Origin of the sequence: Sphingobacterium sp. UBA3519, from assembly GCF_002377215.1 — a bacterium.
GTDB lineage: Bacteria > Bacteroidota > Bacteroidia > Sphingobacteriales > Sphingobacteriaceae > Sphingobacterium > Sphingobacterium multivorum.
In genome coordinates, this window is the sequence record NZ_DFPI01000022.1 from 14976 (window position 1) to 31655 (window position 16680).

Genomic DNA, 16680 nt, shown 5'->3' on the forward strand with positions numbered 1-16680 from the left:
TAAATTGATCACTTAAGTCTTATAACTGTTTGAAAGCATATTACATTTCTTGTGCAACGTTACCTAAGTTGACAGCTGTTAGAAAAGAATAAATTCTTAAATTAGTTCAAGAATTATTTAGATCTAATTAGTTGAATTTAAAACTGCTTTACACCAATAATATGACCACCCTAAGATTTATATTGCTTGCACTTATATCAGTTGTTTGGTCACTGCCCTCTGCTTCTGCTCAAAACTCCCTTCCTAGAAATCTGAAAGAAACAGCCTCATTCTTAAATCTTAACGTTTCGGATAGCCTAAAAAACGTAATCAAATATAGTGATGAGGTAGAGTTAAGTGAATTAACCGACAATGAACTTGAAAGTGAATTTGAATTGATTGACTCGCTCCTTTCGACTGGAAAATCTCCATTATTTACATATTTAAATAATAAAGGAATCCACAACTTTAAAAAAGATGTGATTTTGGAATACTATAAACAGCTACTCTCAGCAGGTTATGTAAAAGAAGATTCTCTCCTGAAGGCATTCAAACTGAAGGAAAACAAATTGAAAAAGGAAATCAGACAGCGGATGAATGCGGACACAATTGCCGGTATTTATATCCCGAAAAACCTTGACGATTGTTTTGTCCAAATAGACTCGTTCTGGGATGATAGCACCAAAAATAAAATAAGAGAAATGACAGAGTCAGAGTTTATGGCCGGCTCACATTTCGGATTTGGAATGTGGATGAGAAATAATTGGGGCCTCTGGGGAGGTTCAAGGCTCTCCGCATATTTGACTAAACGGGGAATAAGGCATCCTGACGACATGTCTGGCATCATATTAACAAGTTATTATAGGAAATTAAAGGGGAAAGATCCCGATGTAAAATCGCAGCTAGAGTATTATAAAAAGTACTGGACTCCATAAAACTTTTCAATAATACTAATCGTATTACCAATTTTATTTTTAACAGTTTTTGGGCTTTGTGTGAATTTTGATGGCCTAGTACCGTTTGTTTTTCCGGTTATTACAATTCTTTTTTTTCTCGCATTCGCTATCCTTATAATACTTCCAAAAAAAAGGATGATCATGCGGTCAGCTCCTTTATCATTTTATTCTATTCTTTTGGAATTTACCCAAAATTGATCGTCCGAAAAGAAATTTTTGAAACTTCATTAAGCTTGAATAGTATTACGTTATACCCCTTTGTTTCCGTCCAAAAATATTCTGTAAACATTCATCTGGAGCATCCTGTGCTATCGGACTTTATGTTTACTTCCTGTGGGCCATGCCTTAAAAATTAACATATTTACAGGCAATCATGATCCGCTTATCAGTAATAAAATACAAGACCATCTCTTTTCGCAGTGATTTCCTTTAATTGATCATAGTCCATATTCAAACATTGATATAGCGTAAAAATCACACCTGAGCGCATGGAATAAATTTCATCGGGAAGTCGACCCAAATTTGTACCGTTCAAAATAACGTTATTCACGGCCTTCAAAGCACAAATCTCTACAGGAAATTTCTTGAGCTTGCTATAATTGAAATCCAGTTTTAGCAGACCGTCCAATTGTCCAAAACTGCTTGGAAAATCAGTAATCGAAGATGCCCTTGCATTGATTTCCTTCAGGCTCTTAAGTTTTCCGAATGTTTCCGGTAGAGTTGTCAGTCTACTATTCTCCATATTCAGATAGGATAAACTACTTAATCCGCCGAACTCATCTGGAAGCTTCTCTACAGAAGGGGATAGCCAAAGATCTTCTAATTTTTTAAGGTTACCTATCGAAGCCGGTAAAGTTTTAAAATTACCGCCCACTAACCAGAATCTAAGATTAGACAAGTTCCCAATATTATCAGGAATAGATTGCAAGCTTTCTCCTTGAATCCAAAGTTGTTTTAAGCTCTTGAGGTTACCAAAAGATTGTGGCAGTTGCTGAAGCCTACTTTCTCCGTAAATTTCAAGCGTGTCCAACTTAGTCAAATTATCGATATCCGAAGGCAAGGTAACTGGTGATGATCCCGGATAAACAAAACTAAAACGTGCAAACCTCAAATTACGGCATTGACTCAAACTTGATGGGATATAAGCCTGTTGCGCGAGAACTTCCGTAGACACCAGTTTGGTCAAGTTTCCAAAATCTGAAGGAAGCTGGGTAACAAAGCAATCGAGGTGTTTTAAATTGACCAGTTTACCCAACGTGCCGTTGAAGTCTACATCGCCGACATACCGCATAATAAGGGTTTCGAGCGACTTTAAATTTCCAAAAGTTTTTGGCAATACCACGGTATATCCCAAATCGGGGGTTCGCATCGGTGTCAGGTGAAATGATTTCAGTTTGGTCAGATTGCCAAAATTATCAGGAATAGTAAGATAATAGCCAACTCTGTCTAGACTAAGTTCTTCAAGGGCAAGATAATGATCGCCAAAAATAGTCGGAACATCTTTCAATGAAGATCCACCTAAAATAAGCTTCCTTAGATATTTAAATGCCTTAAGCGCAGGAAAAGAGCCCGGGTCATTAAAACGATGTGCTATACCTGAAGCCTGCATATTCATTTCAATAATATGTCCATCCTTATCTTCAACAACACGCCCACCGCGCCCCATTTGCAATTCATTTAATGCCTCGTCTTCTTGATATTCGCCAGTCTGTACCTTTTTGGTAAACTGATAATTTTTCCCAGCATAAGTCATCGTATAGGTAACTTGATAGCTGGTATTGGAATAACCATGCAATTCAATGGTTGGATTTTCTTCTACCGGTCTGGCCCAACCATCGTGGTATGTGCTATGTAGATGACCATAAGCTTTATCGAAAGACCATTTACCTTTATATTTCGGATCCACGGCAAAGTGAAGTATCGTCTTAAAGGATGAAGGTGTGTTTTCTTTAATATCGATATGTAACTCGGGTATTTTAACATCGACTGTGGCCGTATTACTATTACCGCTACCTTTTACCGTCCAGGTAAGGATATATTCCTCTCCAGGCACTCCCCTAAAAAACGAATTAGGGTTATTAGGGTCGTCGATTTTCACATAATCTTCCACTACAGTTCCTTTTGTTATACTCCATGTACCTGTTTCCCCTTTTTGTAAGGCGCTACCCTTTAGCTGGACGGTGAATTCGTCATATAGTTCAGTGGGCTCGGCCTTAGGTTCATATACTGTTTTCAGTACATCCTGGTATTCCTTCTTTGAACAGGCTACAAATAAAAAGCTTTCAAAAAAAACACAAAGAAATGAACACCAAAATAATGTAGACTTATTATACATGGATATTAAGGTTGAGTTGTAAAATTAAATATTGCTGAACGTACTGAATTCCCGTTGCTGTCGTTAACAATCAGTTGATAATAGTATTTTTTCGATTTTTCTAAAGGGGAAAAGAACACACTATACTTATTGTTATTTTGACTCACGGCATTGTAGATTTTTCCTCCGGTCTGTTTGTACATAACAGCAAGATCATCGTGTACATATACTTCAACTTTACTATATGGATACGAAGCAAGTGTAAAAGACAGTATGTACTGGCCTTTATCTAAAGTAACTTTATTTTGAATATCTGCAAAAGCATCTATTTCGTTATATACGGTTTCCTTTTTGCAGGAGCTCATAAGGACTAATAAAACTCCTATAAACCAGCATATACAGTTGTTATTGGATAGACATTTCATAAATTGAGCCTTCTAAAAAGTTAATATCAGCATTGAGGTAATACTTGTCTTTATAAGTGAACATTCCGCCAAAATACATATGATTTCCATTAATACTTAAATAGATAGGACTTAGCGTGTTTTTTACTATGTTGTACATCATAAAATTATTGACGTCCAATGCCAGTAATATATCACCATTAAAATTTATGGCACCTACTGGCGCATAAGGATAGGTTTGATTTGTTGTTCCGACACGATATAATTCTGTAAGTTTAAATGTGTTCGCGTCAACAGCATATATCGTTAAGGTATACCCGATATTGAAACCTTGGTCAAATACATTTGAAACTCCAAGTGCATATAATCTGCCTTTAACTGAGACAAAGCATTCACTGGAAAAATTAGTATCGAAAGTGGCGATCTCCTCAAATTTATCTTTTGTCGGGTTATATTTGGCGACAATATTCTTTATTCCACGAGAATTCACTGTAAGTGTATACGTTTGGTAGACCGCATTATTGTGCACAAAGATACTATGATTACTATAACCGTGCGATTCTTTAAGTTGGGGCCGGCTAAAATAGTACTTTGAAAATTCGCGTTTTTCAATGTCAAAAGCTTGACAAAACAACTCATAACCATTGAAAAGGTCCGGCTCTAGCGAAGGCAAAATATGGCTAACTGGAAGTGCAAGAAAAAATATTCGATTTCCAATGGATACGGACTTTGGCGGAATAACCCCCATCGTATCGGGAATATGAGCAATATTCTGCAACCGGCTCGTTTCAGGATCAAAATGTGAAACAGAATTGTTCCAAAAATAATAGATTTGGTCATTGCAGATCGAAGGATAATTAGTTCTCCAGTTCGTCTTTTTCAGTCCTATGGCCAATGTATTTCCCTTATAAATAAAATCAATAGCCTGACCAATGATCTCTTTCTCTTTATAAATCACGCGCAACATATAATTTCCGTCTCGATACGGATAATAACCCGTTAGACTGATCTGATAGGTTCCATTTTTCGTTGCAATGGGATAGTTCATGTGAAGCGTGTCCATTCCAAATAGAAATTTAATATCTCTCAGATTAATATTATTAAGATTCTTCCCTTCAACCACAGTCCTAAACTGGCCCCTTTCATCATACTCTGCCTCTGTATTTGGCCAAAAGAGCGTAAAATCTTCTGGGAATGGAGCAGTTGTGGTTATTTCAGTTTTACGCTCAGATTCTATTGTGTTGCCATTATACTCGATGTAAGGCACCAAAATATAAGTAGATTCGGAATCCAGTTCATTCAATGTGAGTCGAAACATATCGCCTTCACGAACAGCTTCAACACTTTTTCCTTGACTGGGATTATCTTTTTTATAGTACCTGACGCCCGATTTTGTATATCCTAGACTGGAAATCTGATAGGTCATTGAAATTTCTTTATCCCGGACACTAGTGATGGCCTCATTAATAATCCTTGGAAAAACCTCATTTTTTTCAGTTTTACAGGCCGACATAAGAAAAACAAGCCCCAGTAGACAAAGGTATTTGTTAAAGTTGCCCATTTGATTTTGTTTTAATATAAATGAAATTCAAATTTTCATAGGACCAGGTTTGTATATAATAGAAAAACAGGTTGTATGAATTATCGACATTCTGGGTCATATTTTTAAACATATGCATCTCCAAATTAGGATATTGTAAAGTCGATAAGAGCTTCAGATCACTGTCATACTTATTTATAGTACCATAAGTGGATATTCCACCACCTTCTTGCTGTCCATAGACCACAATATTGTTATCATTATCAAAAAAAGCTCCTGCTGGCTTTAAATTGACGTACTCACCCAATTTTGCCTTGACATTGCCATTCTTATCAAATTTGACATACCTTAACGAATAGGAATAGAAGTCAAAACCCCAGAGATAAAAAATATCATTTTTATCTTTCAGTAAAATAGGCATATGGTATTGACGTTCGTAATCGCCAGGAAGCTTTCCATCAAACTCAAAAGTAGCCAGCACATTACCGTCCCGATCTGTTTTTTGCACCTTAATTTTTGATGCTTCAGAATCAAGCAAACTATAATAGATCTGTTGCGCATTGTCTAACTGAATTGAAGAAATGCCAACGGAGCTATTTTTACGTTTCCAAACAACTTTAAAGTCGCTGGTAGTAACCTTTAACAGCTCTCCCCCACCTGTACCCATGATCATGTTATGTGACGCGTCAAACTGAACTGATGAAACGTAATCATTCGGAGACAAATCTATCGAAACGGGCTTCTCCAGTTTCAGTTTACCATTCGTCTGATCAATGACATAAATATCGTGTTTAACAATAATGAAAGCTTCATCTTGCTTAGAAGGCAACACTACATGTGGTGGTAAATCATAATAATTTAGATCCTGGATCAAGCGATACCATATAATCTGGCCTTTATTATTTGTACGATATACAATCAGTTTAAAATTTGTTTCTCCCCCCTCATGCTGCAAAAATGTACAGATTAAATGTCCACCATCTTCCAGAAGACGGATGCTATTATTGCCCGTTATACGTGATTGCGTTTGAATTTTGTATTCAACATAAGTACTTCCGTTAGTTGTGCTGCCTCCAACAGTTCTTGCATCTATGCTTTGTTCTTGTGTTATTCCCGTTTGGGAACTCGCAATTACACGGATCTTATAATTTGTATCGCCAAGCAAATTAATTAAGCTGTATTTTGTTATACTAAGATCCTTCGCTACAAGCTTATTATCGACATATATCGCATAGGATACTGGCTTAAAATGCGAACTGTTCACCTTATCCCAAGATAACTCTATTAAATCTTTGTTTGCAGCACTTACAACAAGATTCAAAGGATTTAATATTTCTGCCTGATCAATATATTCATCGGTTTTGCTCGCAATATTCTCCTTCTTGGAACATCCTCCAATTAATAAAATTAGAATTAAGAAAAATAGCTGAGCACAATGGTAAAAAATAGCTCTTTTCATAAAATGAAGTTACTCACCAAAGATATTAAAAAGGTTGTATCAAAAGCATTTTTTTAAACATAATTAATTGATGCATTAATTAGGCCAAATAATTCTCTACAATATTTAATAGACCTTTATGAGATTATCGTGCCCCACAAGCAAATTCCATCTATACACACACCTATATTATCTGATTGTACAGCATTATAGGATGAAACATATCTTTTACTTCACCGTTAATTTGACGCTTGCTTTCTTCAATCCTTTTCCTTCTACTTCTGCTATAATTTCCCCAACAGAGTCTCTGCTTTCAACAAGAAAAACCAATTGACCATTAAAGCACTTCATGAAAGGCTTCTGAAATGATTCCAAACTTGTTGGATCTCCATTCGCCACAGCCTTAAAAGCCCCCTGCCCTTTTACCTTGAATTTTAATTCTCGGTCTTCGCCTGTCACTATATTCCCCTGTTTATCAACCAGCGTAGCTGTGATAAAAGCAATATCTTTTCCATTTGCTTTCAATTGTTTCCGATCAACGTCTAAACGTACAGTATATAACTTACCTGCCGTCTTTACACTATCTCTTGCAGCTATATTTCCTAAAGAATCATAGGCAACTACCGTAACCGTACCCGGTTCGTATTTAGTATCCATCCACATCAAACGATAGCGCTTTTGACGCATAAAATCATTTTGTGCCTTTTTATCGTTAGAATTTACCAAGGTAACATCAAAATCTTTCTTTTTTACTCCTTGACTTTTTCCATTGATAAAAATTTCCGCTGCAGGGTAATCTGTATAGACAAAAATTGGCGTTTTCTGTCCTTCGCGTCCCTTCCAGTTCCAATGAGGAAGAATATGAAGTGTATGCAATTCCTGGTTCCAATGGCTACGATAAAGATAATATCGATCTTTAGGGATACCGGCAAGATCTACAATACCGAACAAAGAACTATGACTTGGCCAATCTGTATAGTAGGGTGTCGGTTCGCCCAAATAATCGAACCCTGTCCAGACAAATTCACCTATTGCGTAAGGTAGATCGTCATGCTGAATAAAGTTATCTTCAGGCAAATCCGACCAGGAACAATGCTCTACATCATAACTCGAAGCCTGATGGTCGTCATATTTTGCCATCGATTTTCGTTCAACGGGAAATTTATAAACACCTCTAGAACTCAAAGTAGACGCAGTTTCAGTACCAAGAATTAACTGCTGTTGTAACTTTTTATAGGCTTCGGGGTATTTAAATGGACGATAATTAAAGCCTGCAACATCCATCGTTGAGGCAAAGCTACTATTTATAACCGCATCAGGGTTGTCCATCCCCTGGGTAACTGGGCGAGATGGATCCTCACGATGGCAAATATCTTGCAGATATCTCGCGACCTTAGATCCGTCAGGACTTCCTTGTTCGGGTACTTCATTTCCAATACACCACATCACAACGCTTGGATTATTGCGGTAATGCCGTATCAGATTTACAAGATCTTTTTCGGCCCAATCGTTAAAATATTGATTGTACCCATTCTTCATTTTGGGAATTTTCCATTCATCAAAACTTTCCGCCATTAGCATAATACCCATTTCGTCACAGGCTTGCACCAGCTCCGGAGCCGGCATATTATGGGAAGTGCGAATGGCATTAACGCCCATATCTTTCATTATTCGTAACTGCCGCCTAATAGCGGCATCATTCACAGCTGCTCCCAAAGGCCCCAAATCATGATGCAAACACACTCCTTTAAATACGGTCAGCTTTCCATTCAAATAAAACCCTTTATTGGGTACCATAGCAATGCTTCTGATTCCAAATACGGTTTGATATTTATCGATTAATTTGCCGTTCTGATAGAGCTTGCTGACAGCTTTATATAAATTGGGGGATTGCAATTCCCACAATTGTGGTTTCTCAACGAACAATTCCTGTTGCATCTGCTGGATCTGGTAGTTGCCTATCTGATCATTCTTCTTCGCCACGATGCGTCCATGGCTATCGATAAGAATAGTTTCTAAGGAAAGAGAATCTTTCGACAGATCTATACCGGCTAAATCAGTCCGAACCTGAATTCGCGCGAAATCCTTTGTGATCTCAGGCGTCGTAATATAGGTGCCCCAATGTGCAATACTTGTTTTTTCAGTGATCTCCAATCGAACATTTCGATATAATCCTGCGCCAGGGTACCAGCGGGATGACTCAGACTTATTTTCTAATCTTACCGCGACCAAATTTTGACCCGGACTCACATACTCGGAAACGTCAAAATAAAAACTATTATAGCCATAAGGCCAATTGCCGACCTTTTTCCCATTCACAAAAACGACAGCATTGCTCATAGCACCATCAAACTGTAAAACCGTGCGCTTATTTTGAACGTTTTGTGGCAATTCAAATTCTTTACGATACCAGCCAACGCCTACAAACGGAAGTCCACCAGTCCGACCTGCATGTTCCAATGCTTCCTTTTGTCCATCTTGAGCAATAGCCATATGCTGCTTATCATTGTTGGCACTAAATGGGCCATAAATTGCCCAATCATGCGGAACACGAACAGTCTGCCATTCGCTTGTAATCAATCCGATATCAGCGAAGTTTGGCTGATCATGTTTTGTAAATTTCCATCCATCCTCGAGCATGGTTACTATTCGTTCCTGAGCAAATAAAGTATTTGGTCCAATAGATATTATTGCACATAGTATAAATTTCAGTCCTCGGGTTGAAAAAATGGATAAATAAGATTTAGATTCTTTTTGCATCTATAGCATTTTAAGGTTGAGTTTGTTCATAAAAACAAATTGAAGATCCGAAAATACAACTTATGTATAACATAATAAAATTATTCAGATCTTTTGTGATTGGAATTAAAGCTGAAATCATAATGTGCTATTCAAATGCTCCTTTTTCATTGAAATAGAGTCCCAGCTGTTCTATTTGCGGGTTTAGGCGAGATTGTAAAATGTTGATTCTTAATCTCTGGGCACTAACTGTCGGAAAAGTCAATAAACGTTTGTTACCGATAGTAGTTCCTTTCGACACTTCTCTCCAGACTCCATCTTGCCAGATCTCCAAATTAAATCGCTCGACACGTTGCCCTAAAGCGATGGTTTCCTGTAAGGAAAGAACGTTGAACGCGGTTGCTTTAGGTAGGGTATATTCAAAAGTTGCTATGCTGTTTTTTTCATCTTTCGTCGTCCAAAATGGCATTTTTTTCCATTTTTTTAAAACGAGGCCTGCAGTATGGAGTTTAGCTTTGCTTAAAAGATTTTTCGAAAACAATGCTGTGCGCCAGTCATTCCACTTTTTTAAATTTGCAGCATCTACCGAATGAATCAAACCTGCAGTTGTTGGTGGAATATTAAGCAACAAGACACCATTTTTCCCTACCGAATTAAAATAAATATCCATCAACTTACCCGGGCTTTTGACTTTGTTATCCTCTTCCTCGTGATAGAACCATCCCGGGCGTATAGAAACATCAGTTTCCGCTGGGTACCATACCAGCCCTTTTGCCTCTTTGATCCTTTCTCTGCTCCCAAGATCTTTATTACGCATATCTCCGGCCGGTTTAATATTCATCTGCTGTTGCGATCCTGCAGCTATCTGATTTTGTGCTAGATTACTAGCCGGTACAACTGACCATTCTGTGTCCCGTCCATACCCCGTTTCTGTACCGACCCATCTTACATCGGGTCCCATAACTGCGATAACGGCCTCAGGTTGTTTTTCACGTATAACCTGATAATAACGATTCCAATCGTATTCCTGCTTTTTACCGTTAGGTCCCTCTCCGTTAGCACCATCAAACCAAACTTCATCAATCTGACCATATCGGGTCAGTAATTCGCTCAATTGGGCAACAAAAAAATCATTATAAGCTTCTGACCCATAAGAAGCTTCATGTCGATCCCAAGGGGAAAGATATACCCCCAACTTCATATCGTATTTTTTACAGGCCGCAGCAAGTTCGCCAAAAATATCTCCTTTTCCCTTTTTGTAAGGAGAATTTTTAACCGAATAGTCTGTTGTATTCGTTTGCCAGAGGCAGAAGCCATCGTGATGCTTCGCCGTAAGAATCAAAAGTTTGATTCCACCTTCCTTTGCTGTCCTAACCCATTGTTCTGCATCTAATTGCGTCGGATTAAATAATTTTGGATCGTCTTTCCCTTCACCCCATTCCTTATTTGTGAAGGTATTGATCCCAAAATGGAGAAATCCGGTCACTTCCAGCTTTTGCCAATCAAGCTGTCTTTGGGTCGGTATCACGTTGGCAGCTTTGGTTACAATAGCAGATTCTGATTCTCCGGGTTGTAATGCAATCATATTTTGAGCCGAAGCATGAAAAACCGCTGCCAATAACAGTAATGTAATTGTATTAATTTTCTTCATTTGATATTTATCTGACAAAAATAAGATAGCCGGAATAATCTCCGAACTATCTTATCTTCAAAGTTTTCGTAAAGGTTCCGACCAATTATTGATTGGCTCCCTGATTGGCAACTAAAGGCCAATTCGGATTTTGATAAATAATTGAACCAGCTGGGCTACCATCTGTTGAAGTTATGCTCAAATGACTTATGGCTATAGGAGACAAATAGTGGGCACTGGTCCAGCTATAGCCTTTTAGAACAAGATTGTTAGCCGAAAGATTAATCCGATAGGGTCTTAAATATTGACTTTCCTGTGGTGAGGACACATTTGCGGTTTTTCCTGCTGTGCCGGGTACGATTAAAGTCGATACACCTTTATCTTTGTACCAGTCTTGCATAGGCCCCCACAGTCTCATCCCTTCAATAATGTATGGATTGCTTGCCAATTGATCCAACGCCCGCCAACGCCTAAGATCATTAAATCTAAATCCCTCAGCAACTAGTTCTAAACGGCGCTCCCTTCTAATATTATAAAGAAGTTTGTCGGATAGTAACTGCCCAGCAGAATATGCTGCAAAATCACCTTGAGCTTCCTTTTGCATGTCTGTCGCATTTACGGTTGCCATAAAATCTGTATTTACACCTGCTCTTTCTCTGATTTTTGTCCAGTAACTATTCGCTTTTGCATCGATCATTCCCTTTGCAAGATAACTTGCTTCAATATAGTTTAAATAAGCCTCAACAGCACGAAATATAATTGAGCCTGTGGTACCAGTCTGTCCCTCAGCTTGGGCAAAAAGATAACTCATTCCTTTTTTCACGGCATAACCTGTCACGTACCTTGTTTCGGCTAGTCCGATAATATCTGGTCTCGGCTCTGTCTGTACAGCACCTGTCGAAGAAATCTGGTTGGTATAACTCAATTCACCAGGTGCTTTCATAAAGAGCTGTAAGCGATTATCCCGATTTTTTTTGACGAGGCTGATGGAATCGTCGCCTGCATAACCGGAGTTCGAAACATAAATAGGCAGTCCGTTTTTCATCGTAAAATTTTCCACAAGGCCTCTTGAATATCCAGAATTTCCGCCATTACGGTTCATGTAGTGATTTACAGCATGCGTAATTCCTAAAGGCATTGAATAACTCCGCCATAAAAGTACTTCGCTGTAACCATTTAGATTCTCGTCGCCAAACATTTTGAAATAGGGGTTCGAAGATGAATTATAACCATCATCCTTTGTATTTCCGACAAGTTCGACTGCATCGGCTACCTGAGCAGCTGCAGTCATCGACTGTTCTAAGAAATAATTGATCTCATTATCGATATTGATCGAAAAATTTGGGTGCGATTTTGCGCCCGGCCAGCCAGTTCCGCCAGGGACGAAAGCAGTTCCTTTGTGGTATTTTAGCCAAGAGCCTTCAAATAACCCTACACGAGATTTAAAAAGTAAAGCGGCCTTTTTTGAAATACGGTTTTTTCCGTCAGGGGCTACATCGTTCAACAACGTAATTGCCGAATCCAAATCAGAAAGAATAAATCTAACCACCATATTTCTAGGTTGTCGAATGGAAGTAGCCGTCAGCTCCTCCATATTATCTTTGAGTGTATTTTTAACAATCGGAAAATCACCCAGCGCCTGTACTTTATTAAAATATTCATACGCTCTCAAAAAATACGCTTCACCCACATAATGAGTTATATTTGCTGAATTTCCTGTTAACTTACCGCTCTTCCATTTTGGAAGTACCTGTTCGAGAAAATAGTTCAACTGTCTAATCTGAGCAAAATCCCATTCGCCGCCCGAACTCGGCACACGCCATTCTCCCGGAACCCAACGAGTCGAATAACTTGAAGTCACCTGGTTATCGGTACCGTTATCGTTGGCAAATGTGCCAAGCCCCCAGCCAGAATGGGATGGAAAGGCATAACGTCCAACCGTATATGCGGCTAAATCAGCTTCGGTATTTAAATATTCCTGCGGCGTTACATTGGATAAGGGTTCCCTGTCCAGATACTTGTTACAGGAATGCAAAGTGAACAGCACGGTCATCGATAACAACCAAGAAATTGTAGAAAAATAATATGTCGTTTTCATATATATCTAATTAAAAATTCAAGTTAAGGCCAAAAGAATAAGTCGTCGAAAATGGATATGTTTTTCCATCGTTCCATCCTCCTAGTCCAACGGTTTCCGGATCAAAAACCTTAGCCATTTTGGTAAAAGTCAACAAATTCTCACCTGATGCATAAATACGAATTTTGGTAAATCCTATCTTGGCCAATAGCTGTGGAGAAAACGTATATCCAAATTGAGCATTCTTTAAACGTAAATAAGCGGCGCTCTGCAAATATTTAGTTTGTGTTTGCTGATTTTTTGAGGTGTTAAAATAAGGTCTTGGTAAATAGGAATCTTTATTAACACCTAAAACACCGTTCTGTACCATCGTGGAATTCTCATCGCGGTAGAAGTTCATATTCTCAACAAATCCAGCAGACTGCCACATCCCGCCATTCGCCCCCCAAAAATATGGGCCATTGGGCATATAATCGCGTTTTCCAACACCTTGCAAGAAAATCCCTAAATCGAATCCACTATAATTGAAATTTAAATCAAAACTATAACGATAGCGTGGGGCCGAATTTCCTATAATTGCCAGATCCCCTGGGTTCGCCAACGTATTGGCTCCATTATTAACCTGACCGTCCCCGTTGAGATCAGCATACATAATATCCCCAGCTTGCCAGTTTGTCCCGAAAGACTGTTTGGCATTAGCGAGGTGTGCAGCCATTTCTTCTGCGCTCTGTGCTATTCCTAAAGTTTGATATCCCCAGATCTCCCCATTCTTGCGGCCATCGTACCAGGTACTCAACGTACCTGTAGGATTAGGATATTTGGTGACTGTCTGACGGTCGTCGGAAAGGACAGCTCGCGCGCTATAATTCAATTTACCGATATGATCTTTCCAATTTAACTCAATTTCAAAGCCTCTGGAGTTCATCTCGGCATTGTTTAATCGCGGCACAGCTGTACCCAAAATAGCGGGAAGTTCTGGTGCTGGTCCTATCATATCGAATGTATTCCGACGATAGACTTCAAGAGATAAACCTAAACGATTGGAAAGTGCCCGCAGATCCAACCCCACATTCCAGCTTGATACACGCTCCCAGGTCAAAGTTGAGGCAATAAGCCCAGGTGCACTGGCTGTATTTGTTTTTTGTCCATTCAAAAGCCAGGTACCATTAGCTATACTTACTGGCATTGTTGCATAAAAAGGATACCAATTGTCCGTATATTGGTTTCCCAACTCGCCATAGGAACCACGTAACTTAAACATGGAAACATGCTCCTTAATAGGCCAAAATGACTCATTTGCTACATTCCATCCAGCGGAAACTGAGGGGAAGAGATTCCAGCGCAAATCTCTTGGAAAACGTGAAGAGCCGTCGTATCGTCCGTTAGCCTCAAAAAGATACCTATCTTTGTAGCTATAGTTTAATCGTCCAAAAAAACCAGCGGTAGCCCAATGTTGATAGCCCCCAGAAGCCCTTGGATTGGTGGTGGCAGTATTCAATGTCGGTATATTATCTGTGATCAGATCGCTCATGCTTCCATTGAGATCTCTATACTTATTGAGCTCTGAATTGAAACCAGCCAAAATTTTGAAATGATGATCATCGTTGAGGTCAAAGGAATAATCTGAAAAGAAATTTGTACTGAAATATTCGTCTTTGCGATTGTATTCAGACACATTGGTATACCCCGCAGCATTGTATCCTACTGCAAGGAGAAACGGGTTTCCTTTTGCATCATTTGAATAAGCTTTCAAAATTTCGGCATGGTCATTTTGAGTCGTAATGCGGTAATTGACATTTCCTGTTATATTCCAGTTTTTGATTGGCTGATAATGTAATTGTAGCTGCTGATAAAGAAAATCTTTCTGAAATTTTGAACGTCCTCCTTGCTGCAGCTGCAATATTTCACTTGGTTCGGAATAATTTCCATTTGGGTCGTACAAAGGTATCGTAGGCCATCTTCTCGCTATATTATGATAATATAAATCATTCATATGGCTTGCTTTTTCGTAGTCTTCACGTACAAAACGCGTATTGTACATGAGGTCCACCTTATCGCTAATCTTTGCATTGATTTTCGTAGCTATCGAATATCGTTGAAAATTATCATTGGCAAATCTGTTCAAACCATTTTGATCCATGTAATTTGCAGAACTATAAAAATTTAGCTTTTCAGTACCGCCATTCAAACTGAGCGTATGTTCATGGGAAGTTGTAAAGTCCCTATAAAACTCTTTAAACCAGTTTGTATTCCCATTAGATCCCGTATAGTATTGAAATCTGTCACTAGCATTTGGGGTAGTTGTCGTTTCTATTTCTCCTTTCTGATAAGCGTCAATCCGTTCCAATACCTCCTGCGAAAATTTTGCACCCTCACCATCGTTTGCTGCGACTTCATTAAAATAGTAAGCAAATGTTTTGGAATCTAACATCGTTGGTAGCCCTCTTGGCTTGCCCAGTCTTATATTATTGTTATAATTTGCTGTTATCTTCCCCGATTTTCCAGATTTTGTTGTAATGAGGATAACTCCAAAAGGTGCCCTGGAGCCGTAAATAGCAGAAGCTGCTGCATCTTTAAGCACGGTGATATTTTCAATATCCTGAGGATTCAGCGCATTCATATTACCTTCCATCCCATCAATTAAAACCAAAACTGATGAACTCGACCCTACGCCTATCGTCCCCGCACCACGGATATTGACGCTTAGATTTTGATTTAGCTCGCCGCCCAATCCAGTTGTCTGTAAATTCAACCCAGGAATCATGCCCTGCAGCGCCTGTCCAACATTCTGCACAGGTCTTGACTCTAACTCTTTACCATCAAGGGAAGAAACCGCACCAGTCAAATTTGCCTTCTTTTGAGTTCCGTACCCCACTACGACAACTTCTTCCAAGGCTCTATCCTGACTGGCCATTGTCAACAGCATTGGGTTGCGACTAGCGTTTTCACTTAAAGAAGCATACCCCACATAGGAAAAATCCAAAATAGATTTTTCATTTGCTACTTTTAAAGTAAATGTTCCGTCTTCTGCTGTCAATACAGTATTTGAGGTACCTCTTTCTGTCACAGTCACACCCGCAATTGGTTTTCCCGATGCATTCAAAACTGTACCTTTAATCTCTATCTTTTCTAATTTTTGATTTGGGATATTTTTGAAACTATTCCTTTCCTGTGGTTTAACAATAATAGTTTTACCTTCAATCACAAAATCTAGATCCTGCTCCGTGAGCGCTTTTTTCAACACTAACCTCAAATCCAATTTGGAACCAGAATAAGAGATTAATTTTTTGTTTTGCAAAATATCCGAATCATAAATAATCTGATATCCCGTTTGTTTACGTATCTCTTTTAGGACCTCTGATAAGGTTGCATTTTTTAGATTGAGGTTTAATTCTTGTGCCTTGGCTAAGGGAAGGCTTTGGAGAGCTATTAAACCAAGGATAGTACCTATTCTTGACGATCGCTTTAGAAAAGTTAAAGCAGATTGGTCCCGAACAAACCAAAATTTGTTTTTTCTCAGGTGAAATTTTTTATTCATATTTTTAGGCTTTATTGTAAAAGGGGCATTATTCCCATTCTTACAATAAAGAGTCTCCCAAACGC

9 protein-coding genes are annotated in these 16680 nt (G+C 38.7%); 1 reads left to right on the forward strand and 8 read right to left on the reverse strand.

Annotated elements, in window-relative coordinates:
- Positions 1 to 131 precede the first annotated feature (131 nt).
- Positions 132 to 914, forward strand: a complete 783-nt coding sequence (locus B3297_RS11120) for a DUF6794 domain-containing protein (protein ID WP_139145009.1) — start codon at positions 132 to 134, stop codon at positions 912 to 914.
- A 406-nt stretch (positions 915 to 1320) separates the two neighbouring features.
- On the opposite strand, the gene B3297_RS11125 is transcribed toward B3297_RS11120, so the two are convergent.
- From B3297_RS11125 to B3297_RS11160, 8 genes are all read right to left on the reverse strand, one after another.
- Entirely contained in the window at positions 1321 to 3270 is a 1950-nt protein-coding gene (locus B3297_RS11125) for a leucine-rich repeat domain-containing protein (protein WP_070566775.1), read from the reverse strand.
- A 5-nt stretch (positions 3271 to 3275) separates the two neighbouring features.
- Positions 3276 to 3614: a hypothetical protein gene (locus B3297_RS11130; RefSeq protein ID WP_070566777.1), complete on the reverse strand. Its 339-nt coding sequence runs from the start codon at positions 3612 to 3614 to the stop codon at positions 3276 to 3278.
- 40 nt (positions 3615 to 3654) lie between these two features.
- A complete protein-coding gene (locus B3297_RS11135) occupies positions 3655 to 5214 on the reverse strand; it encodes a hypothetical protein (RefSeq protein WP_139145010.1) in 1560 nt (519 codons plus the stop codon).
- On the reverse strand, positions 5201 to 6652 hold the full coding sequence (locus B3297_RS11140; RefSeq protein ID WP_286778919.1) for a hypothetical protein: 1452 nt from the start codon (positions 6650 to 6652) through the stop codon (positions 5201 to 5203). The genes B3297_RS11135 and B3297_RS11140 overlap by 14 nt, the downstream gene beginning before the upstream one ends.
- Before the next feature lie 207 nt (positions 6653 to 6859).
- Positions 6860 to 9391, reverse strand: coding sequence for a glycoside hydrolase family 2 TIM barrel-domain containing protein (locus tag B3297_RS11145; RefSeq protein WP_083295985.1), 2532 nt, complete (start codon positions 9389 to 9391; stop codon positions 6860 to 6862).
- 127 nt (positions 9392 to 9518) lie between these two features.
- Positions 9519 to 11021 (reverse strand): alpha-L-fucosidase, encoded by a 1503-nt coding sequence (locus tag B3297_RS11150; protein ID WP_070566783.1) that lies wholly within the window; start codon positions 11019 to 11021, stop codon positions 9519 to 9521.
- An 85-nt stretch (positions 11022 to 11106) separates the two neighbouring features.
- Positions 11107 to 13098, reverse strand: a complete 1992-nt coding sequence (locus B3297_RS11155) for a RagB/SusD family nutrient uptake outer membrane protein (RefSeq protein WP_083295986.1) — start codon at positions 13096 to 13098, stop codon at positions 11107 to 11109.
- A gap of 10 nt (positions 13099 to 13108) precedes the next feature.
- Positions 13109 to 16615: a TonB-dependent receptor gene (locus tag B3297_RS11160; protein ID WP_070566785.1), complete on the reverse strand. Its 3507-nt coding sequence runs from the start codon at positions 16613 to 16615 to the stop codon at positions 13109 to 13111.
- Between the last annotated feature and the right edge of the window lie 65 nt (positions 16616 to 16680).

What these genes read in the sequence shown, in the direction of transcription:
- B3297_RS11140 (WP_286778919.1), bottom strand. Translation starts at nt 6,652, where the DNA reads ATGAAAAGAGCTATTTTTTACCATTGTGCTCAGCTATTTTTCTTAATT.
- B3297_RS11155 (WP_083295986.1), bottom strand. Translation starts at nt 13,098, where the DNA reads ATGAAAACGACATATTATTTTTCTACAATTTCTTGGTTGTTATCGATG.
- B3297_RS11135 (WP_139145010.1), bottom strand. Translation starts at nt 5,214, where the DNA reads ATGGGCAACTTTAACAAATACCTTTGTCTACTGGGGCTTGTTTTTCTT.
- B3297_RS11145 (WP_083295985.1), bottom strand. Translation starts at nt 9,391, where the DNA reads ATGCAAAAAGAATCTAAATCTTATTTATCCATTTTTTCAACCCGAGGA.
- B3297_RS11130 (WP_070566777.1), bottom strand. Translation starts at nt 3,614, where the DNA reads ATGAGCTCCTGCAAAAAGGAAACCGTATATAACGAAATAGATGCTTTT.
- B3297_RS11125 (WP_070566775.1), bottom strand. Translation starts at nt 3,270, where the DNA reads ATGTATAATAAGTCTACATTATTTTGGTGTTCATTTCTTTGTGTTTTT.
- B3297_RS11150 (WP_070566783.1), bottom strand. Translation starts at nt 11,021, where the DNA reads ATGAAGAAAATTAATACAATTACATTACTGTTATTGGCAGCGGTTTTT.
- B3297_RS11160 (WP_070566785.1), bottom strand. Translation starts at nt 16,615, where the DNA reads ATGAATAAAAAATTTCACCTGAGAAAAAACAAATTTTGGTTTGTTCGG.